The organism is Streptomyces sp. NBC_01334, assembly GCF_035983595.1.
Taxonomy (GTDB): Bacteria; Actinomycetota; Actinomycetes; order Streptomycetales; family Streptomycetaceae; genus Streptomyces; species Streptomyces coriariae.
Genome location: NZ_CP130719.1, coordinates 131486 through 156782 on the forward strand (window position 1 = coordinate 131486; position 25297 = coordinate 156782).

Here is a 25297-nt window from a genome sequence, read left to right on the forward strand (position 1 = left end):
CCGGCCGGCCTCGACTCACTCCCCAGAGGTTCGCCATGCCGATTCCAGCCCCACTCCCCCGCAGCGAACTGCACACCTTCGTCGACGACTGCGTCCTGATACGCCGCGGGGATGATCCCCGGCGGGCTACGACCCACCGCTGTGCGCTGATCGACTTCGAGCGCAGCGAACCGAGCCCGCTGGTCTGCGACTTCGCCAAGCTCGCCACCTCTGTGTGGCCGGACCCGCTGAGCTGTGCACCGCCCAGTTCGAGGGCTGTGGCCGGTCTCTGTCCGATGCCGAGGAGTACGCACTCGCGGCGATCGCCGCAACCGACGCGGCCGGTGCTCTCGCGTACGGCCCCCGATACGGCGACGCACTCGTGACCGCGCGCGGCCGGGCCACCGTCAAGCAACTGATGCAGGAGGGACCGCGTTGAGCAGAACTCCTCACCCGCTGATCGCCGACGTGGCCCAGATCCTGCTCCAGGAAAACGGCGCCGCCCTGTGTGTGCGCCGCAGACCCGACACCGACCTGGCACCGGCACAGCTCACCGTTGTCGGAGGCCACTTGGAGGCAGACGAACCGCTGGACCGCGCGGCACGGCGCGAAGCGAAGGAAGAGACCGGCGTCCGCATCAGCGCCGACCAGCAAGATTTCGGCGGCCTCGTCCCCCACCACGAGCCCGGAGACTCGGATCGGATCACCGCCGTGTTCGTGGCGCAGTCCTCGACCGGCGAACCGTACAACGCCGAGCCGGACAAGCACGAGGGGCTGTTCTGGGTGCCGATGGAGACACCCCCGCCGGACTGCCACCCCTACACCGTCGCCATCGTCCACATGCTCACCCACGGACCGTCGTGTCGAGCACTGAACTGGCCCACCTCGGGAGGCGCACAGTGAAAAGGTTCTTCGGACCGGTCAAGATGGCCGAACCCCAGGTCTCTGACGCCGAACAGGAGCTGTTCGGCGGACCGCTGCGCTACGACCTGGGCTGGTCCCACCACGAGCATGCCGGCCTGGACCTCACCATGATGTCCGCACTGCGCTCCATGCCCGCCCTTGTCGGCGCCGCCCTGCGCATGGCGTGGAGCGCCGACCGGCGGGCGTTGCTCGCCGTGGCGGTCAGCGAGATCGGCCAGGGCATTGCCGCCGCCGTCGGTCTGCTCGCCATCAACGCCGTCATGCATGCCCTGCTCGCCGGCAGCGGCGACGCCGCCCAGCGGCTGCACGCGCTGCTGCCCGGTCTGCTGGCCGCGGCCGCTATCGGGGTGGTCAACTCCGCCCTGGCGGCGTGGTCGACCTCTCGCGCCGGGCGCCTGGAGCCCATGGTCGAGCGGATCGCCACCACCCAGTATCTGGCCGCCGCCGCACGTGTCGAGCTGGAAGCCATCGATGACCCCGACTTCCGGCGGCTCGTCGACGTCGCCCAGTACGGTCCCGGCTCCGCCCGCCGCATGATCGGTGTCTGTGTCGCCGCGCTGAACGGCCTCATCTCGCTGATCGCCACCGCCAGCGTCCTGGCCGTCCTCCATCCCGTCCTGCTGCCCATGCTGATCCTCATCGCCGCCCCGCGCGGCTGGGGTGCCATGCGCGTGGCCCAGGAACGGTACGTGTCGGTGATGAGCTGGCTCGAGCACGTGCGGGCCAGCCGGCTCATCGGCAACCTGCTCACCGAGCGCAGCGCCGCCCAGGAAGTCCGCCTGCACGCCGTCGGCGCCTTCCTCCTGAACCGCTACGAGCGCATGGCCGAGAGCGCCGAGGCCGAACAGGAACGCCTGGCCTCCAGCAAGGCCCTGACGGAGTGGGTCGCCTCCGCGCTGTCCGGGCTGGCCGTGGCCGCGACGTACGGGGCCATGTCCTGGCTGATCATGAGCGGCCGTATGAGCCTTGCCATCGCCGGCACCGCTGTGATCGCGGTGCGGACCGGGTCGGCGAGCCTGGGGGCGCTGGTGATGAACATCAACCAGCTGCACGAGGAATCCCTCTACGTCCGCGATCACGGCCGGTTCCTTGACCAGGCAGCGCAGCGCACCATCCCCGAAGGCGGCGATCCGGTCCCCGAACAGGTCAGGGAGATCGTTCTTGACCGCGTCACGTATCGCTACCCCGACCGTGACACGGCTGCCCTGGACCAGGTGTCCCTCAGCCTGCCGATGGGATCGGTCACCGCGGTGGTGGGTGAGAACGGCTCCGGCAAGAGCACGCTGATGAAGATCCTGTCAGGCATGCTGCTGCCCCAGGCCGGCACCCTGCGCTGGGGCGAAGCGGACATCAGCGACCTCGACCGTGCCCAGGTCTTCGAGCGCGTCTGCCTACTCACCCAGGATTTCCAGCGCTGGCCAGTGACCGCAGCGATGAACATCCGCCTCGGCCGCCCCTCTCACCCGGCCACGTTCCAGGACCTGCAGCCCTCGGTCGACTACGCCGCAGCCGGACCGGTCATCGCCAAGCTCCCCGACGGCCTTCGCAGCCTGCTGGCCCGCATGTTCCGCGGCGCCATCGAGCTCTCTGGCGGCGAATGGCAGAAAGTGGGGCTGGCTCGCACTCACTGGCGCAGTGCAACCTCGCAGGCGGACAGCGTTCTCATCGTCGACGAACCCACCTCGGCCCTCGACCCCGAAGCCGAGATCGAAGCGTTCAACCGCATTCGCCGTCTCGCCGCCCCCAACCGGGCCGTCGTCCTGGTCACCCACCGCATGTCCGGCGTCCGCCACGCCGACCGCATCTACGTCCTCAACGCGGGACACCTCGTCGAACACGGCACCCACGACGAACTCATCACCGCACACGGGCGGTACGCCGCCATGTTCGACGCCCAGGCAGCCCAGTACGCCCCCACCCCCAGCATCCCGAAACCCACCTCACCCACCATCACCGATCCCGCATGACCCGATCGACAGACACCCATCGCAACAAAGCCTCCACGCCCGGTGTGGCCGATACGATGACCGGACCGGCCGTCACGCCTTGTCGTAAGGATCCCCCAGTGACCCAGCACTGTCAGGCCCGTGCTGCGGTGTTCTCGGCCGGGTCCTGGGGCACCGCCGCTGCGAAGATCCTGGCCGACGCGGGCACCAGCGTGGTCCTGCACGCCCGCCGTAGCGAAATCGCCGACGCGATCAACACTCGCCACCGCAACCCCGGCTACTTCCCGGACGTCGAGCTGCCCGCTGCCCTGACCGCGACGACCGATCCGGCTGCCGCATTGGACGGCGCGGACTTCATGGTGCTGTCGATCCCTGCGCAGACCCTGCGGGCGAACCTGGCCGCGTGGGCGCCGCACATCGGACCCGAGACGGTGATCGTGTCCCTGATGAAGGGCATCGAGCAGGACAGCCACCTGAGGGCGAGCCAGATCATCATCGAGGTGGCCCGCGTCAGGGCGCAGCGGGTCGCGGTGCTTTCGGGGCCGAACCTAGCCCGCGAGATCATGGAAGGCCAGCCCGCCGCGGCCACCGTCGCCTGCGCCGACGAGAACGCTGCCCACCGCTTCCAGCAGGCCTGCCACACCTCATACTTCCGCCCCTACACCAGCACCGATGTGACCGGCTGCGAGCTGGGCGGCGCGGTGAAGAACGTCATCGCCCTCGCGGTCGGCATCGCCTCCGGCATGGGACTGGGCGACAACTCCACGGCCATGCTCATCACCCGCGGGCTGGCGGAGACCACCCGGCTGGGGATCGCTATGGGCGCCCACCCGGCCACCCTTGCCGGCCTGTCCGGCCTGGGCGATCTGGTGGCCACCTGTTCTTCCCCGCTCTCCCGCAACCGCAAGTTCGGCACCCACCTCGGCCGGGGCCTGAGCGTCGAAGAAGCAACCGCCGTCACCCGGCAGACCACCGAAGGCGTCAAATCCGCCCAGGCGATCCTCGCCCTGGCCCAGGCCCACGACGTCGAAATGCCGATCACGCAAGTGATCTCCGACCTGCTGCACGCGAAGGTCACCCTCGACGAGGCCGCGGCCGCGCTGATGCAGCGGCCCCCCAAGCCCGAGCGCTGACGCCCGCAGCCCCACGACACGGGGCCGCCTTCTTCACCCTTCCCTCCCCACCGGGGGTTCCCGCCCATGCCCACATCCGTGCTGTCCGCCATACAGATCGCCGTCACCTTCACCGTAATGGTGTGGATGATCACCGGCTTCACCCCCTACCCGGCCGCTGGCTGCGCTGGAAAATGTTCTGCCGGACCACATTCACGATCATCATGCTCACCGGCACGACCAAGGACGGACGCGCCGAGCCCGTGAACGTCTATCTCCACCTCTCCCCCGGCTCCTTCATCCTTGGCCGCCCCAGCTCCAGACGATCCTCAACCACCTCACCGCAAACGGCCGGTACGACCGAATCGACGGCCACGGCCGCGTCCTGTCTGCCAACGGTGAGCACACCGTGGAAGTGAGGGCCGGCCGTGTGGTTCTTTGACACTGTCGCTTCCGGCTTCCAGCGCCCCACCAACCCCGGACACGTCCAGTGGTTCCGGATCATCTTCGCCACGGTGCTCACTCTGCGCTTCGTCCTCGCCTTCGGCCAGGGCGGCTGAGACCGCTTCACCCCCGGCTCACTCAGCACGGCTCTCGCCGAAGAGCGCCTCGGTCCCACCCGCGCCCGTCTCCTGGCCACCATCTACCGGCCCGCACTGATCATCCGCACGTGTGCCGCCCTCGCCCTGGCACTCGGCCCCGCACCCCGCCCCGCCCTGATCGTGACCCTGGCCGGTGCCGCTATGGAGCTGCTGTACCTCAAGGGCCCCGACGCCGTCCGCTACACCCTGCTGACCGGGAGCAGCCTTTCCTCGCCCAAGACCTCGGCCACGGCCCCTTGGTCGAGCACGGATCCAGCACGGCGAACACGTGGGCTCAGTGCCTCCTTGTGCTGATCACCACGGACCTCTACTGGAACAGCGCCTGGCAGAAACTCCGCAGCCCCCAGTTCCGCAGCGGCCGCTACCTCGCCCAGTGGATCCACACCTACGCCCAGATCAGGAACCAGCTCCCCTGCCGGCGCCAGTACGCCGTCCCCGGCTTCGTCTATCGCAATGCGGGCAACCTCACCACCCGCGACGTCCGTCTCTGGCGCGTCGTGGCGGCCATCGTCATCACGACGGAGATCGCACTGCCACCCGCACTGCTCATCCCACAGACGATGCCCTACGCGGCCGTCGCCGGCATCACCATGCACGCCGCCTTCACCTGCCTCAAGCCCCGCCAGCTCATCACCTTCTCCGGCCTCACCCTCGGCACCTACATCGCCTTCGCCAGCTGACCGTTGCCGCCGCGACCGGCCCCGTAAGGCGTCATTTCCCTGCCCTCCTGGAACAGGCCCTGCGGGACGCTACGTCGGTCTCCGCCGAAGTCTGGGAACGCCACTGCATCGGCCGAGCCAATCCAACTGAGCAGATTTGTCACCGTCATGTCGCTGATGGGTCAACCTCCACCAGCGGCTGATCCGAACCGGTCAAGGTGATGCGGTCTACGGCTTGTTGCTCGCAGTGTCGGCGTTTCGGCCATTTCCGGACCGGAGCCGATCCAAGCCAGACCAGGGATCCCACGCCCGCGAAGTTCCCCCGCCCAGGAAACAGGCAGCTCCCCGGCACGACCGAATGACGTGTGTTCGATATCGCAGCCAGGTCGTTAGACCTCACGACTCCGCCACAGCGACCGCCCCAGGGGGAACGATGACCTCGGCCATCACACAGGATCAGCCGCCGCAACCACCCAAGGGCACCTCCCAGGACGACCAACCGCAGCAGACCGGTGTTCGAGAAGAGGAATACCTCTACCGCGACAAGTCACGGCTCCACGCCGGCTCCCTCCTGACGTCCCGCACCATGGCACGGCGCCTGCCCTCGCTCGTTCGGCGCTCGGTACAGATGGCCTGGCGGGTGGACCGCAGCGCGACCATCGGACTGCTGATGTGCCAGATCGGTACAGGCATCTTGGCGGCTCTCGGCCTCCTGGCCGTCACAGGCACGATCAACGCGCTGATCTCCTCGGGCGACATCACCGAGCGGCTGTGGGACGCCGCTCCGCAGCTGGCCGTCATCGCAGCCGCAACTGGCATGCGCGCGCTGCTGGGCATCACGGTCGTCTGGCTGACCGGGCGTCTGCGACCCGTTCTCGGCCGGGCCGCGGAGCTGACGATGGTCGAGGCCGCGCTCGGCGCAGAACTGGCCGCGAACAACAAGCCCGGCTACAACGACGCCTACGACATCGCCGACCGCGGCGCCCAGGTCACCCCCGACCTCGTCGAAGAGGCACAGGACGTCATCGCGGCGACCGCAACGCTCGCGGCCGGCGCAGCCGTCCTCACCGTCCTGCACCCGCTGCTCCTTCCTCTTCTCTTCCTCGCATGCCTGCCGCAGGCCGCCGCCTACGTACGTTCCGCCCGCGTGATCTACCTCGCCGGGCTGGAGACCTCCGGGCGGCGCAGGATGCTGGGCAAACTGCGCTGGCACATGGCGTACATGGAGTCCAGCGAGGAGATGCGCGCCTGTCTGGCCGGCCCCTTCCTGATCGGCCGGTACCGAAAACTGGCCGCATCAGTCAGCGCCACAGAGCGCAAGGCCGCCAACACGGGCGCGTGGATGGGGCTGGCCGGTGCTATTGCCGGTGGGGGCGCCTCGATCGCAGTGTGGGCAGCGCTGCTGTGGCTCCTGGCCTCCGGCCGCATGAGCCTGGCAGCCGGAGGCGGCGCCGTCTTCGCCCTCCAGACGGCCACCGGCTCCGTGCGCGGCATCATCAACGGCGGAGCACGCCTGGTGCGCACCGGCTGGTACGTGCAGGACTGGCAGAACTTCCTCGACAACGCCCACGGCCAGGCCATGACCGACTCCCGCGGCGCCGCGCCCCTGCCGGCCGCCCCGGAGCGCTTCGAGGTCCGCGACGTGACCTACCGCTACGACGGCGCCCCGAAGGACAGCCTCAGCAACGTGTCCCTGCACGTGCGGCGCGGCGAGATCGTGGCGCTGGTCGGGGAGAACGGCTCCGGCAAGACGACCCTCTCGCGCCTGCTGTGCGGGCTGCTGCTGCCCACCGAAGGCGAGGTGGCCTGGGATCACGCCCGCACGGCGGACCTGGACCCGTGGGGGTCGTGGAAGCACGTCGCGCTGGTGCCGCAGAAGTTCACGTACCTGCCGCTGACGATGCGCGACAACATCACGTTCGGGCAAGGCGACACCAGCGACGCGGCCCTGCTCGCCGCATGCGAGGCGTCCGGCGCCGCACAGATGCTGCCGGGCCTCCGCTCCGGCCTGAACACCCTGCTCACCAGCGAGTGGTTCGGCGGACAGCAACTCTCCGGCGGGCAGTGGCAACGCCTCGTCCTCACCCGCGCCTTCCACCGACAGGCGGCGCTCCTGGTGATGGATGAACCCACGGCAGCCCTCGACGCCCGCGCGGAGCACCGGATCTTCGCCGGCCTGCGCGAACTGGCCAAGGACCGCGCCATCCTGCTGATCACGCACCGGCTCACCAATGTGGCCGTCGCCGACCGGATCGTGGTCCTGGACGAAGGGCGGATCGTCCAAGAGGGCGCCTACGCCCAGCTCACACAGGAACCGGGGCTCTTCCGGACCCTGTGGGAGCTGCAGCGCCGGATGAGCGGCGACGCCGCCTGATCACCACAGCCGGGTCCGCACCGTACACACGCCCGCCCGCTCTTCTGAAAGGCAGAAGCCATATGACCTCTCCCGTCCCTGCTTCGGGGCACATCGCACCGCGCGCCGCCCCGCCCGCAGCGCGGTACGCCGCGCCCCGGCACGCGGTGTGGCTCGGCGCTGCCGCGATCATCACCGACCAGGTTGGCCGCGTCCTGCTGGTGCACCCCGCCTACCGCAAGGACGACTCATGGATGATGCCCGGAGGCGTCCTCGAACCCGGCGAATACCCGCACGTCACCTGCCGACGCGAGATCACCGAGGAACTGGGCCTGGCAGACCTGACCCTGACAGGCGTGCTCGCTGTCCACTCCCTCTCGCCGCATCACCCCGACATCCAGCCCGGCATGCTCTGCCCCGGAGAAATGCGCTACGTCTTCGACGGCGGAACCCTCACGCCCGACCAGGCGGAGGCAATCCGCCTGCCGCGCGAGGAGCTGTCCGAGTTCGCCTTCCTGGAGACCCGGGATGCAGTGCAGCGGCTGCGCCCCGTAGACGCGCAGATCATGCTCGCCGCCTACCGTGCCCGGCTCGGGAACACCGCCACCGTCCACCTCGCCGACGGCCGGCACATCCTCGACGTCCCGGCGCTGGACCGCCATGACGTCCACCTCCGCTACCGGCCCCTGTGGGACAACCCCCTCAACCGCAGCCCCGTCCCCGACGGCCGGGTCGTCCTCGTTGCCGACCCTGGCCCCTTGGGTGCGCTGCCGATGCTGCCCGGCGGCACCGTGGAGAAGACTGACGCGACGCCCGAGGACTCCCTCCACCGCGAAGCCGCAGAGGAAGCCCAACTCACCCTCACTGACCCGGTGCGACTGGGATGGGTGCTGGACGAGACCGACGAGGACTACGGCGGAGTGGGGCCCAACGCCCGACTCCGCCTGGCCGCCCGGGTCACCGAAATCGGGCCGGCGGCCGTCGACCCCGCCACCGGCCACCCCTTCGCCCGCCTGCTCACCACTCCCGCCCAGGCAGCCGCCTTGCTGGGCTGGGGCCCGCCCGGCGCGCAGCGAGCCCAGCTCGCGGCGGAGACAGCACGCGAGCGGTGGGGCCTGCCCACCGCGTGCCCCGCCGCCATCGAAGAGATCCCGGCGGAGGGGATGCGGCTGAGCTGAGCTGACCTCCCCACCTCGACTCATCCCGCTCCACACACGTTTGAGGTTGCCCTATGCCGCTATCGCGCCACCACGTCCGCACCACCGTCGAGACCTACCTCGCTCGCCACCCTTACGAGCGCGAGCAGCTCGGCGCCCTCCTGGACGCCCTCGGACGTCCCACCGACATCACCAGCCGCTCCACCTTCACCGGACATGTCACCTGCGGCGCGATCGTCGTCGACCCGCTCGGCCGCGTCCTGCACGTGCTGCATCTCCCGCCTTCGTTCCTGACCTGGCTACACGATCCCGAGCCTGGCGTGGCGACCCGTACGGCGGCGCTGCTGGCCTGGTTCCCCCAGGTCCCCGGACTCGCGACCGCGCTGACCGGCGTGGGATTCGACACGGACACCGCACGCGCGTCGGCGAACCTTGCCCTCGCGTTCCTCCCCAGCCCTCCCAACTCCCGCGAACTCGCAGCACTCACCGCATGTCTGGCATCCACCAACGAAGCAGTGCGGGTGACCGCCGCAGTCGCACTCGCCCACCGGCAGACAACAGCCCCGCCGGACAAGGCACTGACCGTCCTGATCCACGCCGACAGCAACGAGGTCACCGGTGACTCCGGGCCGCAACAATCCGCTGACGCTGAACGCGGAGCCAGTCGGGGACGGTTTCGCCTTCTTCGTACGCCTGACTCCCAACGGCGACGACACCGTGTGTCACTTGCAGATGGAGATCGATCCGATCGCCACATCGGAACTTCGTGAAGCATTCCATGCACTGCACGCGGCCCTGGTGGTGTGACCCCCCGAAACGATTTGGCCAGGCCGCGGTCGTGAGCGCAGCAGGCGATTGCGCAACCGGGTTGGTCTGCGCAATGTCCCCGACCACAGGCCCCACCACGAGGGCCAAGACCCCCACCACAGGCCCGACCAGCGCAGGTCAGCGCGTTGCGCAGGCGCCTGGGCCCAGGGCCCCGGCATCGCCCGCCAACTGCGCAAGACGGCCAGCCGAGCACGGCCGCCCGGTAGAAAAAATCTTCGACCGCCGAATATCCAGCCCATCCAGAGCCGGAATGCCCGAGGCTACGGCTGCTCGGTTGCCGCTGGCAGGTTGTGCCACGCATGTCCGCAGGCGCCTTTGCAGTTCGTCTCGCGGCGGCGAGTGTCCGCAACGGCGAACACGGAGACGAGGACGCGGAACGCCTTGAGATGTTCGGCGGAGGGGAGGCCCACGAACCCGTAGCGGGGCGGGTCCATGCAGATCATTACCGAGGGGTTTGCCGTGGGCTTCACACCGGATCGCGCCACCCCCGCACGACCGTCCGCAGTTGTAATGCGCGCCTGCATCGCATAGCCGGCGACTTCCTGCAGAACCTCCTGCTGACGTGTCGAGGCGAGGCCAGAAAACCAGCTCACACCAGCGTCCAATGTGCGGACCCCCTGGGCGATCTCGTTGACGACCCGCTCGGTCTCGCGCCGGAAGGCGCGGCCGTCGTCGCTGCTCGGCTCGGTCATCGCTTGATGATTTCACGATGCAGGTTCCAGGCGAGGCCGGTATCCGCACCCGAGACAGCGCGGGGGGAACCAGGAACAGTCCGCTCCCGCGATCTTGCAGCGCCCCAGGACTCCCACACCGCAGACCCTCACACGCCCCGCAGCACTTGAGTGACATCAAAAGTCGATGACATCGAGCACGAGGCTGGCCGCAAACGACTCCCGAAGAAGCCGACACAGCCAACCAAAACGAATGCCGCATCAGGCAATGTTCGCCTCCTGGGGACGTCAACTGGTAGTTGGCCAGACGTCCAGGCCTGGTCGCAGGAAAAGACCCGTGGCGGTCAGTAACGCGCCGTGTACGTGGACCCGTCCTGGCGACAGCGTCGAGACCACCGGCGCCTGGCAGTACTTCTTCTTCAGCACCTGACGCCGGGAACAGCGCGGGAGGGCGGCGGCACGGGCAACCGTGCCGCCGATCTCATGTCGCTGGTTCTCCGCGGGTCCGGCGTGGTGGGGACGCCAGGTGACACGCTGCGTCTGCGTCGCCCCCCCCCCCCGGAACCAGAGCCCTGGCCCCCGAAGGCCTCCGGCCGGGGTGAGCCGCGTCGCATAGACGTGTGCGGGACTTGCTATGCAACGAGTTGCATAGCACGATCGTCGGCATGGCGCTCGAACACGCGATCCTGGTGTCACTCCTGGAGAAACCGGGGTCCGGCTATGAGCTGGCCCGGCGTTTCGAGCGGTCCATCGGCTACTTCTGGACCGCGACCCACCAGCAGATCTACCGCGTGCTCAAGCGCATGGAGAACGACTGCTGGGTCGACGCCCGCGACGTCCCGCAGCACGGGCGGCCGGACAAGAAGGAGTACTCCGTCGCCGATCTCGGCCGGGCCGCGCTGTCCTCGTGGCTGCACGATCCGATCGAGCCGGAGAGCGTCCGCCACGATCTGGCGGTGAAGATCCGCGGTGCCGCCTTCGACGACCCGGCCGCCCTGATCCAAGAGGTGGAACGTCATCGGCAGGCGCACCGCGACCGGCTGGCGCACTACCTCGCGGGCGAGGAACGCGACTTCACCGACGCGGACGTGGCACCGCCGGACGCGCCACTTGACGCGGAACACGAGCTCCAGCACGTCGTCCTGCGCGGTGGCATCGCCTACGAGCGGATGATGATCGGCTGGCTGGACGATGTGCTTCGCACGCTCGCCCGCTTCGATCCGCCCGGCCGCTGACCGCCGCGTCATTCACCCGCTGCTCCGGTCCTCCGGCCCCCCCAGCCTCAGACTTCTCCCTTTCTCATCTGTCCTCCAGCCCAAAGGGGTCCTCACCATGGCTGACCAACCTCTCTTCAACCCGCGCACCTACGACCCCGATCACTTCGATTCCGAGACGCGCCGCCTGCTGCGTGCCACCGTCGACTGGTTCGAGGCACGTGGGAAGCGACAGCTGATCGAGGACTACCGCACACGCGCCTGGCTCGGTGACTTCCTCGTCTTCGCCGCGAAGGAGAACCTGTTCGCCACCTTCCTGACGCCCTCCTCCGCCGCCGGAGCGGGAGAAGCGGACAAGCGATGGGACACCGCCCGCATCGCCGCGCTCAACGAGATCCTCGGTTTCTACGGCCTGGACTACTGGTACGCCTGGCAGGTGACCATCCTCGGCCTCGGCCCGGTCTGGCAGAGCGACAACGCAGCCGCCCGTGACCGCGCCGCCCAACTCCTCGACCAGGGCGAGGTGTTCGCCTTCGGCCTGTCCGAGAAGTCGCACGGCGCCGACATCTACTCCACCGACATGCTGCTGGAGCCGGACGGCGACGGCGGCTTCCGTGCCACCGGCTCCAAGTACTACATAGGCAACGGCAATGCCGCCGGACTCGTCTCCGTCTTCGGCCGCCGCTCCGACGTCGAGGGCCCCGACGGCTACGTCTTCTTCGCCGCCGACAGCCGTCACCCGGCCTACCACCTGCTCAAGAACGTCGTCGACTCGTCCAAGTTCGTCAGCGAGTTCCGCCTGGAGGACTACCCCGTCCAGGCCGAGGACGTCCTGCACACCGGCCGCGCCGCCTTCGACGCCGCCCTCAACACCGTCAACGTCGGCAAGTTCAACCTGTGCACCGCCTCGATCGGCATCTGCGAACACGCCATGTACGAGGCTGTCACCCATGCTCACAACCGCCTCCTCTACGGCCGTCCCGTCACCGCCTTCCCGCACGTGCGGCGCGAGTTGACCGACGCCTACGTCAGGCTCGTCGGGATGAAGCTGTTCAGCGACCGTGCCGTGGACTACTTCCGCTGCGCCGGCCCCGAGGACCGCCGCTACCTGCTCTTCAACCCGATGACGAAGATGAAGGTGACTACGGAGGGCGAGAAGGTCATCGACCTGATGTGGGACGTCATCGCCGCCAAGGGCTTCGAGAAGGACAACTACTTCGCCCAGGCGGCCGTGGAGATCCGCGGACTGCCGAAGCTGGAGGGCACTGTCCACGTCAACCTGGCGCTGATCCTGAAGTTCATGCGCAGCCACCTCCTGGATCCGGCCGCCTACCCCGACGTGCCGACCCGCCTCGACGCCGCCGACGACACCTTCCTGTTCCGGCAGGGTCCGGCCCGCGGCCTCGGCTCGGTCCGCTTCCACGACTGGCGGCCCGCCTTCGAGTCGTGCGCGCACCTGCCCAACGTCGCTCGGCTGCGCGAACAGGCCGACGCCCTGTGCGAGTTCGTCGCCACCGCGGCCCCCGACGCCGAACAGAGCCGCGACCTCGACCTCCTCCTCGCCGTCGGCCAGCTCTTCGCCCTCGTCGTCCACGCACAGCTCGTCCTGGAACAGTCCCGCCTCACCGGCCTCGACGAAGACGTGCTCGACGAACTCTTCGCCGTCCTCGTAAGGGACTTCTCCGCACACGCCGTAGAACTGCACGGCAAGGACTCGGCGACCCGCCAGCAGCAGGAATGGGCGCTGGGCGCGGTCCGGCGGCCCGTCGTCGACCCGGCACGCACCGAGCGAGTCTGGCAGCAGGTCGAGGCACTGTCCGGCGCGTACGAGACGGCCCCGTAGGCACGTCACGCCGTACCCGTCCCGGTGGTGGCCGCGCCGCACGGCCCGGCCATCACCGCCGCATCCTGCCGGCGCCGACACAGCACCGGGCTCTCACACCCCGGCGTCCGCGACGGCCCCGCACGTTCTACGAGGACACCGTCCGCTTCGCCGTCGAGCACAACGTGTGGACGGCCCCGCTGGAGCAACACCGCGATCGCCGTGCGGGTGGCGGGTTCGGCGCTGCGGGAGCGGTTCGGCGCGGACGTGTGACCCGTCCACGGAGCAGTCATCCAGGTCCAGCAGGCCGGCACAGCGAAGCTCGGCCAGCAGGGCAGTACAGGCGCGGCCACACGCCCGCCTCGGTCCAATCCCGCAGCCAGCGCCAGGCCGTCACCCCGGAGCAGCCCACCGTCTCCGCGGGGACATCACACCATGCAACACCGGTCCGCAGCACATACATCACACCGGCGAGTGCCAGGGAGCAGGCGGCAGCAGCGCGGCCACCCGCTCCCACAGGTCATCAGGAACAAGATCGGCACGCACCCCGGACACCCTGCCGACCAAGATTGTCGAGCACCAGACCCGCAGCTCAACTCATTCTGAAACGATCAATTATGCGCGGAGTCTGCAGGCCGCGGCGTTGCCCGAGAAGGGGCGTCAGGTGCGGGTACCCGTTATGGCGGCGGGGCCCTGTTGTGAACGGGGTGTCTTCTCCCCAACCTTCCTGACGTCGATTGTGCGGGGATCGACGGCTTCGCCGGGAGCACCCTCTTGATACAGGCCTTCGGGCTGGGTATCACGGTCGTGCGGGAGAAGGAAGAAGACGCGGCGCCGGTAGAGGCCGCTGTCCGGGTCGGCTTCGGCGTGGTCGTCGAGTTCGGCGTAGCCGACCATGCGGCCGTCGCGGGCGTAGCGGGGTTTGTTGCGCCGACGTGGGGTCTTGTCGAGGGCTTGGCGGACGTAGTCGAGGTTCTCGGGGTCTTCTAGCCACACCACGTGTGCTTCGTGGGTGAGATCGCCCTCGGTCAGTAGCGAGCTCATGGCTGCTGCCCCTCCTCTGTGTGCCGGGCCGGATGGTGGACCGTCTCGTGGTGCGGTGTGCTATTCGCTGGCGAGCCCGGCCCCGCAGGTTCATGGTAGGCCCGGCGGGCGGGAGTGTGCAGGGGCGTCTGTGCGCTGCGCTGGTGCAGGAGTTGGTTCATCACGGTGTGTCCAGCAGAGCGAGGCCGGGGTAGTACTTACGGCCGTTCGATTTGATCATGTCGGCGGGTGAGGCGAGGCCGACTTCCTGCCGGACGCGAGTGGCGAAGGCGCGGGCGCCGGCAGGGCGGATGCCTTCGCCGACGCTGCACCAGGAGGCGTAGGCGGTGTACAGCAGGCCTTGCTCGACGCGCAGGTCGGGTTGGACGTCGAGGTCGCGGGTGCAGCATTCGGTGAGGAAGCGGCCGATGTGGTCTTCGGTGTTCGCGTAGGCGGTGGTGGCGATGCGGACGCGGTCGGGACCTTCGAGATTGTCGCGGGTGGCGAGGTAGCGGCGGGCCCCTTCGATGAGCCACTGCAGGATGCCGGGGCCTTCGTCGCGGACGAGTTCGAAGGCCAGGTTGTCGATCTTGCGGTGGTCGGGGACGGTGCGCTCGAAGGGAAGCAAGCGGATGCGGCGCCAGAAGGCGAAGCCCCCGGTGGAGACTTCGGGGCGGTGGTTGCCGAGCAGCCACAGGTGGTGGGTGGGGGTGAAGGAGAAGTAGTCCTGCCGCATGCGGCGGGCCTTGATCTTGTCTCCGCCGGTCAGAAGCCGGACGCGGGCTTCGTCGAATTTGTCGTTGGGCTTGAGTTCGCTGCAGACGATCAGCCGGCGGCCGTGGAGCTCGGTGAGTTCGGTGGAGTGCTCGGAGAACGCCCCACGGTCCATGAGGAATCCAGGTGGTGCTGCGTCCGCGTAGTCGCCCAGGATCTGGATCATGGTGTCAAGCAGGACGCTCTTGCCGTTCTTGCCGTGGCCGTGCAGGAAGGGCAGGACCTGGGCGCCGACGTCACCGGTGATGGAGTAGCCCAGCAGCAGGTGCAGAAAGTTGATCATTTCCTGGCCTTCGGCGTCGTCGCCGAAGGTGTCGTGCAGGAAGCGGTGCCAGCGCGGGGTCTCGATCGCCTGCGGTGCAACGCTCGTAGCACGGGAATGGAAGTCGCAGGTGGGGTCGGGCTTGCGCAGCAGCCCGGTGTTCAGGTCGACGACGCCGGCCGGGGTGCACAGCGCATAGGGGTCCCCGTCGAGAGTGTCAGGGTCCACGGAGAGATCCGGGGAGGCTTTCGCCTGGGTGAGAAGAGCTTTCATCCCGGTCGTCGACAGGGTGCGCTTCTTGTGCAGGTGGAGCTCACGGTCGCTGAACAAGCCGCGCGGGTCGGTGTCAGGCATGTCCTCGGCCATTTCGCCCGCGGCCCACAGAGCTGCCTTCTCGCCGCCGGTGCGTTTCCATCGGTAGCCGTCCCAAGAGAACCAGCCCAGGCCTTCGACGTGGCGGAACTGATCGCGGAAAAGCTTCACGAAGAGCTTGGCGTTGCCCCGGTCGGTGAGTGTCCCGGGCAGGGGGGCCGGCTGCGCCCACGAGGGCGCTGCCACCGGGGAGGTGTTGGCTTGGGCGGGGAGCCCTGCCGGAGGGTGGACTGGATGTTCGAGGTCCAACATCTGCTGAGCGGCGGCGCTGGCGTCGAAGCGCGGTGATTCGGCGCTGCTCATGAGCGTCCTTCGAGGTGGAGCGGACGTGCGGATCCGGCGGCGAGAGCGTCGTCGATGATGCGTTCGTTGCGGGTGCTCTGCCAGGGGCGGGCAGCAGCGGCCGCTTCAAGCAGCAGGGTACGCGCGGTCTGTTCGTCAAGGTGGCCGGCCGCTGCGAGTCCTCCGGCGGTGTAGGCGGCCTTGTTGAGCTTTTCGGTGAAGGACGCGCCTTCAGGCGTTGCCGCGCACTCGGCCACGTCCATGAGCAGGGGGTCAAGGACGCGCTGCCCGCCGGGAGGAGCTCCGTGGCGGCGTCTGCGAGGCACCGCGAGCCGGGGACGGGCCACCGGGCGCTGGATCATGTGGCCGGTCCTCACGAGTTCCTCACCGAGCCATTCGGGCAGTGGGGCGGGGAGACGGGCGGTGCCCTCGGCCAGATAGGTGCCCTGGGTGGTGCGGGTGGTGGGGGCGACGATGTAGCCGCCATCGGCGCGTACGTCGACCTGCCAGGCCAGGGCGACCTTGGCGCTGGATCCGGTCGAGCAGCGAAACCGTACGGCCGGATGGGGGTTGCGGTACCAGACGTGGAGACCGCCGGACGGAGTACGCACGCGCAGGGTGCTGTCGTCTTCAGCCGGGCTGGGCTGCCGACGCAGCGCCGCGAGGAGCGCGAGTGTGTCGAAACCGGACGCCAGGCCCTGAAGGTTAACGGAGTCGTGAATGGGAATGCCGGGAAGCAGCCGGTTACGGTCAGGTACCGGTGCGGGGTGTGCGTCGATGTCGATGACGACCAGGTCGGCCTTTCCGCAAGCGACGCCAACTCCCCAGGACGCGTCGCCGGACCACCAGCTGTCGATCTGTGCGAGGTCAGTGGTCGCAGCGTGGAAACCGTGGCACGGTCGGCCAGCGGGGAGGCAGGAGCAGTCGACCGGCGCGTGGTGGTGGTCCCTGCAGGCTTGGCAGTTCGCGGCGGGCGTCTTGCGACCTGCGGCGAGCGGATGGACCGGCCATCCTTGGTCAGCGCACCACCGGGCTACGGCATGGGAAGCCGCTGGCCGCGCCGTTGTTGCGGGCGCTCGCTTCGCACCGGGGCCGGACACGAGTCTGTTCCTTCTGCCGAGGTCTGCTTCCCTCAGTCCCTGACGGCCTCCTCAGCCTGGTCCAGCTTGCTGCACCAGGGACCGGAGGGACTGTAGGGACTGTGTTTCCGAAGAGAGTCTAGGACCCGGAGGCGGGGGAAGTGAGCAGCTCCCCCGCGTGGCGGTCTATCAGCTTCCGGGTCCCTACGGTCCCTTCGGTCTCTGGATGGGAGGGACCGGAGACGACTAGTGGCGGAAATGCCCGTTATCGGAGTGTCTGGAGGGACCGAGGTCGCGCTTCAGGTACGCGCTGTTCAGATCCCGCGGGGGGCTGATGGGGCTCCGTGAGGACCAACCCCGGAAGGGGGTATGAACGTGGCTGCTCTTCGGTCCCTCAGCTCAGTCCCTGAAGATTTTCCCAGGCCAGACCGCGTTTACCCCACCTCTGAGGGACTGTAGGGACTGAGGGCGCTAATTATGGGCCAGCATTCACACCTGTAGCTGATGCGCCCGCGCGTACGCACATACAGAGCTCACTCATAATTCCAGACTAGAGTCCCTTCAGTCCCTGATCGGGCATCTCTGGGCTTGTGACCTGCATGTTCAGCTAGGGACTGAACACAGGGCCCGAAGGAGCCGAAACCCTGCTTCGCTCGCATACTGGGCGTCCTTTGCGGGTTCAGAGCAACTGTCCCACCGAGAGCCCGCTGGCAGGCGTGCCATCACGCCCAGCACGAAGATCTCTCTCCCCCTCGCATGAGGCTGTTGCCCCGGATCCCTCGTCCCTGCGGACAAAGGGGTGCGACCGGACTAAATTTCGCTGACGCAAGGCCGCGGGTAGCCACGTCCCAAGCACTGTTCCAGGCCGGCCGTTTGAGGTGATCCGAAGGCATCATCGGCCTTGCCGCTCAGCACCTCGAAGGCTCCGCGCGCGGAGTGGAAAGCGACTGAAGCGACCGAGAGCTCGACCTGAGCGTCACCGCTGCACGCTGCCACCAACAGCGCCGACGTTCAGTCGCTTCAGTCGCTTCGGCCAACCGGACTACGCGCAGCCGGCTATGTGGATTCGATCGCAAGGGACCATGGCAAGCAAGCATGGATCAACGGAAGATGCCCCCATCACCCACATTTTGCCAGGCAGGCCGCCTCAGAGGTTGATGCACCCGGCGACGGTCTGCTGTAGGGGTGGCTTAACGTGTAGGCGGCGACGGCAGCAAAGTAGAGGGCTAGCGCAGTGGCTGCGGCTCTGTGCCCTCGAGGATTGCTTGCCCGTGCAGGGGCTGGCGCGGCGCGCCAGCAGGCCTGCCGCCATAGCCATGCCTGGTCGTCGTGGTGGGCCGCCCACCCGCCGGGAACCGCAACGACTGCGAGGCGTGGGAGGACCCCGCGGCCAAGGCCGCCGTCGGCAAGACCCTCACGATCGCCAACGGCGGCTCCCCGGGCACCGCACTCGTCATCCCGCACCGCCGCGAACGCGGCCAGAACGAACTCCCGGCCTGGAAAGAGGAACACAACAAGTCCCACACGCAGGTCCGGGCCCGCGTCGAGCACGTCTTCGCCCGCACGAAGACCTGGAAGATCCTGCGCGACTGCCACCTCAAGGGCGACAGCGTCCACCACGCCATGTTCGGCATCTCAAGGATGCACAATCTCCCCCTCTCCCGATAGCTCAGCGGACCCCACCGCAGCCAACCATGCCCGAGACGACTCGGAGAGCATTTACGAGACAGGCCACGACCGCCAACCCCATTCGGACAAGTTGACGGTTTCTTCTATCTGTGCGCCTTTGTTGCCGTAAAAGTTTAAAAGTTGCCTTCACCATCGACCACTGACGTCACACCAGCGACGGCTGCCGACACGGTCCTGCTTGCGTGTTGGTGCCATTCTGATCAACCCGGATATTCGGTGTGATCACCTCAGACCGGATCCGCCTACCCCACGCATCGGCTTTGAGACACACTGGCAGATGATCAGCATGGAGCTGAACATCTGCGCGGGAGATCACGTGAATATGGGCATGGAACCCCCGGCCCCCGCCCCTCCCCGACCAGAGCGGTCACTCTTCGTGCTGCAAAAATCACAATCCGCCACAACCCCTCATGCATCGCGGTGGGGCTGGCTGGACGCGCTCCGCGGTATTGCAGCACTCGTTGTGGTGTTTGACCACTCTTCGTACGCCTTCATGGCGGCCTTCCGGCGAGAGCTGATGCCGGAATTCAACACCAGCCGTTACGGCATCATGGTGTTCTTCCTTGTCAGCGGATACATCATCCCTGCCTCACTGGAGCGCCGAGGCTGCGTCCGCACCTTCTGGATAGGACGACTGTTCCGCATATACCCGCTTTGGGCCACTGCTGTCACTGCCATACTCGCGGCAAATCTGTTGGGAGTTGCGCATGTCCGTGACTTCGCCGGGCAGAGTGTCGCCAGTGTGGCACTTGCCCATGTGACGCTACTCCAAGAACTCTTGGGGACCCCAAATCTTCTTCTCGTTCTGTGGACCCTTTCATATGAGATGGCGTTCTATCTGCTGGTTGTTGCACTCTTCACGGTCCGCCTGCACCAGCGATCGGCGGAAGTAGCCGTCATCCTCACCATGCTCGCTGCCGCGAGCGTCATGTTCGGGGTCACTTTGCCGGTCTCCGCCCTGTCTGGTGCGGTGGGCACTGGCCTGCTCATAGCCCTCGCCTCAATCACCATGGTGGTCGCCATCGCCTGCGCCAGCGCCAAGTCCCCGGCGCTCCGGATGTTCGGGGGCGTTTTGGGCGGAGTGCTGGCGCTCGCCCTGGTGCCCTTCAACGGAGTGGTACCCATATGGGAGGGGCTAGTGATTCTTGCGGTGATGTTCCTCGGTACGGCCGTCTACCGGGCCGAAATAGGCCAGAACACATGGCGGCATGCAGCCTGCACCGCCGCCGTGGTGATGGCATGCGCTGTGGGCAGTGCATATTGGTATGGCGATGGGTCTCACTCCACACGCCGCGGTTGGATCATGGCATTCGTGCTAGCCATGCTCACCTTCGGTGCTGGACTGGCATTGCGTCGTCGGCGGATACCGCGCTGGCTGACCGGCCTCGGCACGATCAGCTACTCGGTCTACCTCGTGCATCCGGTGCTATTGGCAGTGACTGACGGCACGATTGGCCGGTGGCAGCAAGACAACCCCGTGCTTGAAGTGGCCTTCTATGCCGTGCTGCTTCCCCTATGCGTGATGACCTACCGTTACATCGAAGCGCCTGGCCAAGCTTGGGGGCGCAAGCTGCTTGCACGTCGCGTCCGATCGCCGTGACGAGCGCCTATGCAGGCGGCACATAGAGCTCGTAACACGATCTTGTTGAGGTGCCCTGGTCGGGCGTGACCGATGTGACGATTCCGCCGTTCGAGATGCTGTGAGCACTCGGCCGTGGATCGTGGACGACGACTTGTGGGCGCTGATCGAGCCGTTGCTGCCGCCCTGACCGCAGAAGTCGCCGGGGCCGCGGCCGGTGGCGGACCGCCTGTGTCTGCAGGGCATCCTGTACGTGCTCCACAACGACATAGCCTGGCAACTCCTACCGCTGGAGCTGGGGTTCGGCTCCGGACAGACCTGCTGGCGGCGCCTGGACCGCTGGCAGAAGGCCGGAGTCTTCGAGCAACTCCACCGAATTCTGCTCGCCGAGCTGCATGCGGTCGGCGAACTCGACTGGTCCAGGGCGTGTGTGGACGGCTCCCACATCCGCGCGAAAAAGGGGGAGCCGACACCGGTCCGTCGCCGGTCGACCGGCGGAAGACGGGCAGCAAGCACCACCTGATCTGCGACGGACGCGGCACCCCGCTCAAGGCCGTCACCACCGCGGCCAACGTCAACGACGTCACCCAGACCCTCGCCCTCGTCGACGGCATCCCACCCGTCGCCGGGAAGCCCGGCCGCCCGCGCAGACGCCCCGACTCACTCCTCGGCGACAAGGCCTACGACTCGAAGGCCGTGCGCCATCAGCTGCGACGCCGCCAAATCCTGCCAGTCATCTCCCGCAAAGGCGCCCCGAACATCAAGGGCCTGGGCAAACTCCGCCACGTCGTCGAGCAGACCTTCGCCCTGCTCCACCAGTTCAAACGCCTCGCCGTCCGCTGGGAACGCCGAACCGAACTCCACGACGCCTTCGTCTCATTGGCCTGTGGCCTCATCTGCTGGAGGCGGCTGAAGAGGCGCCGATCATGATCGTGTCACGAGCTTTTGGCTACAACTCACACCACTCGCCCAGAGGGCCGGCCGCCCGCGTCTGGGTGAAGTCGTGCACCAGGTCCCACGCCCGATCGATGTCCAGGACAAAGCCGCCCGTGAACGCGGCGAGGTCGTCCATGATCGGGACTTCGACCTCGGCACCCGAGGGTACGGTGCCGTCTCCTACGAGCAGAGACATCCGCTCGGTGTCACTCACCAGATGGACAACCGCGTGATCATCTCGGAAGGCCAGGATCAGCACCGGGAACTCCCTGTCCGGCGACCGAAGCTCGACGTATCCCTGACCACGGGAACGCAACTCGTTGAAGCGGTCTGACAGATCCTTCACCTCTGAACGCCTCTCAACCGGATGGAACAGTCCCGATTCCGGCGACGTCGCCGCCCACACCACGCTCATCCAGCCCCCCTTCCCCACACAGGCCATCGCCCACGATCCAGGGCCACGCTCCCACGCTCCACCACGACACGACTACTGGAACTGGGGCGCATGATCGTGTTACGAGCTCATAGGGCTTCTGCCCGAAACACAGGACGCCCCGGATCCATGATTCCAGGGCGTCCTTTCAGCATTTAAACGTCTTCCGGCTGGCGCAGAGCCTGCAAGATGCGCCTATCTATGGCGCAAACCCGTCCTTCACTATTCATTCCCAGATCCAGCCCTGATTGTTCGACAAGTCGCAGGTGAACTGAGCAGCCTGTGCGCCATTTGCGGTACTGCCACCTGAAATACCGAGGCACTTGGTGCTTTTACGATTCAGAAGTCTGAAGTAGCCCCCGTCATAGGGTTCGTAATCGAGGATCCAATCTTGGTTCGTGTCGCTGGACCCATTCGCGATGATGGCCACCGCGCCAGACTCACTGCTGGCACCATCGATTCCTAGGTTTCGTCCCGCTCCGAAGTTCTCAAACGTGTAGAAGCCGTCGAACAAGTAGATTTCCCACGTCTGCAGAGGGCTGGAGGAATAAGACTGCTGATAAATTCGGGCGCCGTTGGCGGTACTTGCTGCCTGCAGATACTTTCCGGACTTGAGGTTCTTTAGCCGGGAAGTGCCGACAGCGAGCTGGCTTGACCCAGTCGGATCACTGTTCGGCGATGAGTCGGCGTGTGCAAGCGCTGGACTCGCCAACGCCAGCAGCACTCCGGCCACCATGGTCGCGATGACCTGCGTGCATGTTGCGCGCATGACATGTCTCCCTTTGCAGTTGGTTCCGTCGATGTTGTCGGGAGTACTAAAGCAATCCATCGACAGATTCGCTATCACGTTCGATATCTTCGGCCGAAAATGCTTATTCGACGCGCCTGACTGGCGTGATCACGATGCCAACATGCGCCTCCTATAGCGGGAGCCGCAGGTCAGCACCATGAGCCCACCCTGCCCTAGGCCGTGCCAAGCCGGGTGTCATCGCAGAGGCAGCTGCCATACGCCGAACAAAGTAAAAATGACACAACCCCATGGAATTAAGGCAGATGTCGCGATGGTGCCCCTCCGCCAGGGAAGACGACGCGTCGCACCACCGATGCGTTCGAATTTCCAGTCCCTGCGGGTGCGGCCGGCCGGGGGCAGATCCCGACGCCCCGCGCAGGCCGCCGCCACAGACGAGAACTGCTGGGACGGTGTCCTGCTCGAGGTCACACTGCTGGTCGAATGGCTTGAGGGCGCCGAGGCGCCCACCGAATCCAACCTGGCCGACATGCTCTCCCTCGCCGAACTGGTCCGCCTCGCGAAGATCCGTTGGCGCATCGAGACCGACTACCGGGGACTCAAGCACGGCCTCGGCCTTGGCCACTTCGAAGGCCGCTCCTGGAACGGCTGGCACCACCACGTCACCCTGGTCACCGCCCCGCACGCCATACTCACCGAACAGTGGTCCCAAAGGCCGGTACAGCGGACTCACCCTCTACTAGGGTCCGTCTTCAAAGATCATCGGGTGGTGGATCATGGTGGGGATACGCCGCCATGAACTCACCGATCAGGAGTGGGAGTTGCTCGCTCCGCTGATACCGCGGGCCGCGACGGGCCGTCCGCGAGTGGAGGACCGGCAGGTCATCAACGAGATGGTGTACAAGATCCGGACCGGGATCTCCTGGCGTGACCTGCCGGAACGCTACGGGCCCTGGCAGACGGTCTACACCCGCTTCCGCCGTTACGCCCTGGAGGGCGTGTTCACCCGGGCACTCCAGCACATCCAAGCGCACGCCGACGCGGCCGGCGACATCGACTGGCTCGTCCAGATCGACTCCACCATCGTCCACGCCCACCAGCACGCCGCCGCCACCGGCCGAAAAGGGGGATCCACCGGCCGGACGAACCATACGATCACGCCCTCGGCCGATCCCGAGGAGGGCTGACCACCAAAGTCCACCTTGCCTGCGACGGACGCGGCCGACCCCTGGCCATCCTGCTCACACCCGGCCAACGCCACGACAGCATCTGCGTACGTCCCCTCCTGGAACGGATCCGGGTGCCGCGGGCCGGCCTTGGACGTTCCCGCTGCCGGCCCGACCGGGTCATCGCGGACAAGGCCTACAGCTCCCGCGGCTTCCGCCTCTACCTGCCCAAACGCGGCATCGCGTGCACCATCCCGGAAAAGAGCGACCAGCGGCGACACCGACACAACCGCGGCCGTCGCGGCGGACGCCCACCAGCATTCGACCGGCAGATCTACCGCCGACGCAACGTAGTTGAGCGCTGCTGCAACCGCCTCAAAAGCTTCCGAGGCATCGCCACCAGATACGACAAGACCGCCACCTCCTACGAAGCAGCGGTCAGTCTCGCGTCATTCCTGCTCTGGGCACCACCCGTTTGAAGACGGACCCTAGATCCTCGACGGCATCCAAGACCTGCTGGAGCGGTACCCGCACGACCTGCCACCGCACCACCAGCCAAAACCCAAGAGCCAGAGCAATCTAACGGAGTCCTACAAGGAATATGCAGGGCAGGCTCATTGGGCCGACAGGACGCCTTCAACCGATCACTCAAGCGTGCTCCGGCCATCACCGCGGAGCGACACCCACAGCAGCTCGACAGCAGTAGTGGGGCGGTGCAACGGACAGCACAACGGTTGCCGGTGGAGACGAACCAGAGAAAGAGTCAGAACAGGGTGTTTTGGTACGGCTCCCAGCCGGGGCAGAGGCCCCTCCACTTCGTCTCCAGATGCTTGCGCCACCCGGCGGTGGAGGCCAGGAACCCTATATCCGCACCCAGTCTGCTGGCGCTCTGGCTGAGGTCCTTGGCAAGCCGCCGGTCCAACTCGATCTCCGCGGCCTCCAACACCTCGGCCAGCCGCGCGCCGGCAGCCGCCTCCGCTCCTCCAGCACCGACGCCACCGCACCCCCTCGGGCATGAAGTGGACCCAAGACGTCGGTATGCCTTCCTCACCCGCGCGGAACCAGGCCTGATCCAGCAGATAAAGGGATCACGTTCGTTGAGATACGACTTCTAATCGATCACGACGGGGGCAGCCGCAGCGTCCAGCCCTGGTTGGCCGATCCGTCGCAGTAGAACTGGAAGACCTGCGCGCCATTGGCGGTGCTGGCGCCGTCGACGCCCAGGCATTTACCGCTCTTCTTGTTGTACAGCTGGAAGGTGCCGTCGGGGTAGTTGGAGTTGGCGCGCAGGAGCCAGTCCTGGTTGGCGTCGCCGGACGGTGTCGCGACGATGGCCGCCGCGCCGGCATCAGAACTGGCGTGGTCGATGCCGAGATTTCCCGCGACGAGGCTATCGAAGCTGTAGTAATCGCCGTCGGGGACCGCTGCCCAGTGCTGATAGGAGCTGTCAGCCGCGGTCTGCTGGACGACCGTGGCACCGTTGCCTGTGCCGGTGGGCTGCAGGTACTTCCCCGACTTGTGGTTCCTGATGGCGAAGATCTCTGCCGCAGCGGCCTGCAGGCTCGGCGCCGTTGCGGCCTGCCCCCAGTCGTCGGTCTGCGGCGACTGGGCGTGAGCGATCGCCGGGCTGGCCACTGCCATCAACGTCCCTGCGACGACTGCAGCAAACGCGGCCGTGGATCGTGTT

The 25297-nt window shown here is 67.1% G+C and carries 21 protein-coding genes and 4 pseudogenes; 17 read left to right on the forward strand and 8 right to left on the reverse strand.

What is annotated here, in order from left to right; translation table 11 throughout:
* Positions 1 to 214: 214 nt before the first annotated feature.
* The 10 genes from OG736_RS45095 (at position 215) to OG736_RS45140 (ending at position 9502) form a co-directional block, all read left to right on the forward strand.
* Positions 215 to 418, forward strand: a complete 204-nt coding sequence (locus tag OG736_RS45095) for a hypothetical protein (protein WP_327187996.1) — start codon at positions 215 to 217, stop codon at positions 416 to 418.
* The gene (locus OG736_RS45100) at positions 415 to 882 is read left to right on the forward strand and encodes an NUDIX domain-containing protein (RefSeq protein ID WP_327187997.1); all 468 of its coding nucleotides are present in this window, start codon (positions 415 to 417) and stop codon (positions 880 to 882) included. The genes OG736_RS45095 and OG736_RS45100 overlap by 4 nt, the downstream gene beginning before the upstream one ends.
* Positions 879 to 2870, forward strand: a complete 1992-nt coding sequence (locus OG736_RS45105; RefSeq protein WP_327187998.1) for an ABC transporter ATP-binding protein — start codon at positions 879 to 881, stop codon at positions 2868 to 2870. The genes OG736_RS45100 and OG736_RS45105 overlap by 4 nt, the downstream gene beginning before the upstream one ends.
* A 56-nt stretch (positions 2871 to 2926) precedes the next feature.
* Positions 2927 to 3982: an NAD(P)H-dependent glycerol-3-phosphate dehydrogenase gene (locus OG736_RS45110; protein WP_442817230.1), complete on the forward strand. Its 1056-nt coding sequence runs from the start codon at positions 2927 to 2929 to the stop codon at positions 3980 to 3982.
* Between the two features lie 122 nt (positions 3983 to 4104).
* Complete coding sequence (locus OG736_RS45115) at positions 4105 to 4380, forward strand: hypothetical protein (RefSeq protein WP_327188000.1); 276 nt, start codon at positions 4105 to 4107, stop codon at positions 4378 to 4380.
* Positions 4381 to 4389: 9 nt separating this feature from the next.
* Positions 4390 to 4521 carry a hypothetical protein gene (locus OG736_RS45120; RefSeq protein WP_327188001.1) on the forward strand — a complete coding sequence of 44 codons (132 nt, stop codon included), beginning with the start codon at positions 4390 to 4392 and terminating at the stop codon, positions 4519 to 4521.
* Between the two features lie 329 nt (positions 4522 to 4850).
* A complete protein-coding gene (locus tag OG736_RS45125) occupies positions 4851 to 5243 on the forward strand; it encodes a hypothetical protein (RefSeq protein WP_327188002.1) in 393 nt (130 codons plus the stop codon).
* Positions 5244 to 5655: 412 nt separating this feature from the next.
* Positions 5656 to 7596, forward strand: a complete 1941-nt coding sequence (locus OG736_RS45130) for an ATP-binding cassette domain-containing protein (RefSeq protein WP_327188003.1) — start codon at positions 5656 to 5658, stop codon at positions 7594 to 7596.
* 62 nt (positions 7597 to 7658) lie between these two features.
* Entirely contained in the window at positions 7659 to 8753 is a 1095-nt protein-coding gene (locus OG736_RS45135; RefSeq protein WP_327188004.1) for an NUDIX hydrolase, read from the forward strand.
* Between the two features lie 53 nt (positions 8754 to 8806).
* Entirely contained in the window at positions 8807 to 9502 is a 696-nt protein-coding gene (locus tag OG736_RS45140; protein WP_327188005.1) for a HEAT repeat domain-containing protein, read from the forward strand.
* Between the two features lie 318 nt (positions 9503 to 9820).
* Here OG736_RS45140 and OG736_RS45145 read toward each other — a convergent pair whose 3' ends face one another.
* Complete coding sequence (locus OG736_RS45145; RefSeq protein WP_327188006.1) at positions 9821 to 10252, reverse strand: DUF5958 family protein; 432 nt, start codon at positions 10250 to 10252, stop codon at positions 9821 to 9823.
* A 644-nt stretch (positions 10253 to 10896) separates the two neighbouring features.
* Here OG736_RS45145 and OG736_RS45150 point away from each other — a divergent pair.
* Positions 10897 to 11466 carry a PadR family transcriptional regulator gene (locus OG736_RS45150; RefSeq protein WP_327188007.1) on the forward strand — a complete coding sequence of 190 codons (570 nt, stop codon included), beginning with the start codon at positions 10897 to 10899 and terminating at the stop codon, positions 11464 to 11466.
* A 97-nt stretch (positions 11467 to 11563) separates the two neighbouring features.
* Positions 11564 to 13288, forward strand: a complete 1725-nt coding sequence (locus OG736_RS45155; protein WP_327188008.1) for an acyl-CoA dehydrogenase family protein — start codon at positions 11564 to 11566, stop codon at positions 13286 to 13288.
* A 237-nt stretch (positions 13289 to 13525) separates the two neighbouring features.
* Here the strand turns inward: OG736_RS45155 and OG736_RS45160 are convergent.
* The 4 genes and pseudogenes from OG736_RS45160 to OG736_RS45175 all read right to left on the reverse strand — a co-directional run.
* Positions 13526 to 13813, reverse strand: a pseudogene (locus tag OG736_RS45160) (transposase); the annotation flags it as partial.
* Positions 13814 to 13927: 114 nt separating this feature from the next.
* Positions 13928 to 14311, reverse strand: a complete 384-nt coding sequence (locus OG736_RS45165) for a DUF6009 family protein (protein ID WP_327188009.1) — start codon at positions 14309 to 14311, stop codon at positions 13928 to 13930.
* A 160-nt stretch (positions 14312 to 14471) separates the two neighbouring features.
* Complete coding sequence (locus OG736_RS45170; protein ID WP_327188010.1) at positions 14472 to 16001, reverse strand: DNA primase family protein; 1530 nt, start codon at positions 15999 to 16001, stop codon at positions 14472 to 14474.
* The gene (locus tag OG736_RS45175) at positions 15998 to 17080 is read right to left on the reverse strand and encodes a bifunctional DNA primase/polymerase (protein WP_327188011.1); all 1083 of its coding nucleotides are present in this window, start codon (positions 17078 to 17080) and stop codon (positions 15998 to 16000) included. Before OG736_RS45175 ends, OG736_RS45170 begins: the two co-directional genes overlap by 4 nt.
* 1299 nt (positions 17081 to 18379) lie before the next feature.
* Here OG736_RS45175 and OG736_RS45180 point away from each other — a divergent pair.
* The 3 genes and pseudogenes from OG736_RS45180 to OG736_RS45190 all read left to right on the forward strand — a co-directional run.
* A pseudogene (locus tag OG736_RS45180) lies at positions 18380 to 18727 on the forward strand (transposase); the annotation flags it as partial.
* Positions 18728 to 19025: 298 nt separating this feature from the next.
* Positions 19026 to 20348, forward strand: coding sequence for an acyltransferase family protein (locus OG736_RS45185; RefSeq protein WP_327188012.1), 1323 nt, complete (start codon positions 19026 to 19028; stop codon positions 20346 to 20348).
* Between the two features lie 100 nt (positions 20349 to 20448).
* A pseudogene (locus OG736_RS45190) lies at positions 20449 to 21257 on the forward strand (IS5 family transposase).
* A 19-nt stretch (positions 21258 to 21276) separates the two neighbouring features.
* On the opposite strand, the gene OG736_RS45195 reads toward OG736_RS45190, so the two are convergent.
* On the reverse strand, positions 21277 to 21678 hold the full coding sequence (locus OG736_RS45195) for a hypothetical protein (protein WP_327188013.1): 402 nt from the start codon (positions 21676 to 21678) through the stop codon (positions 21277 to 21279).
* A 244-nt stretch (positions 21679 to 21922) separates the two neighbouring features.
* Positions 21923 to 22543, reverse strand: a complete 621-nt coding sequence (locus tag OG736_RS45200) for an RICIN domain-containing protein (RefSeq protein ID WP_327188014.1) — start codon at positions 22541 to 22543, stop codon at positions 21923 to 21925.
* Positions 22544 to 22793: 250 nt separating this feature from the next.
* Here OG736_RS45200 and OG736_RS47425 point away from each other — a divergent pair.
* Positions 22794 to 23188, forward strand: a pseudogene (locus tag OG736_RS47425) (IS701 family transposase); the annotation flags it as partial.
* A 32-nt stretch (positions 23189 to 23220) separates the two neighbouring features.
* A protein-coding gene (locus OG736_RS45210; RefSeq protein ID WP_327188015.1) for an IS5 family transposase occupies positions 23221 to 24089 on the forward strand; the annotation gives its coding sequence in 2 pieces (ribosomal slippage) (positions 23221 to 23583 and positions 23586 to 24089; 867 coding nt in all).
* A 640-nt stretch (positions 24090 to 24729) separates the two neighbouring features.
* Here OG736_RS45210 and OG736_RS45215 read toward each other — a convergent pair.
* The gene (locus tag OG736_RS45215; RefSeq protein ID WP_327188016.1) at positions 24730 to 25251 is read right to left on the reverse strand and encodes an RICIN domain-containing protein; all 522 of its coding nucleotides are present in this window, start codon (positions 25249 to 25251) and stop codon (positions 24730 to 24732) included.
* Positions 25252 to 25297: the final 46 nt, after the last annotated feature.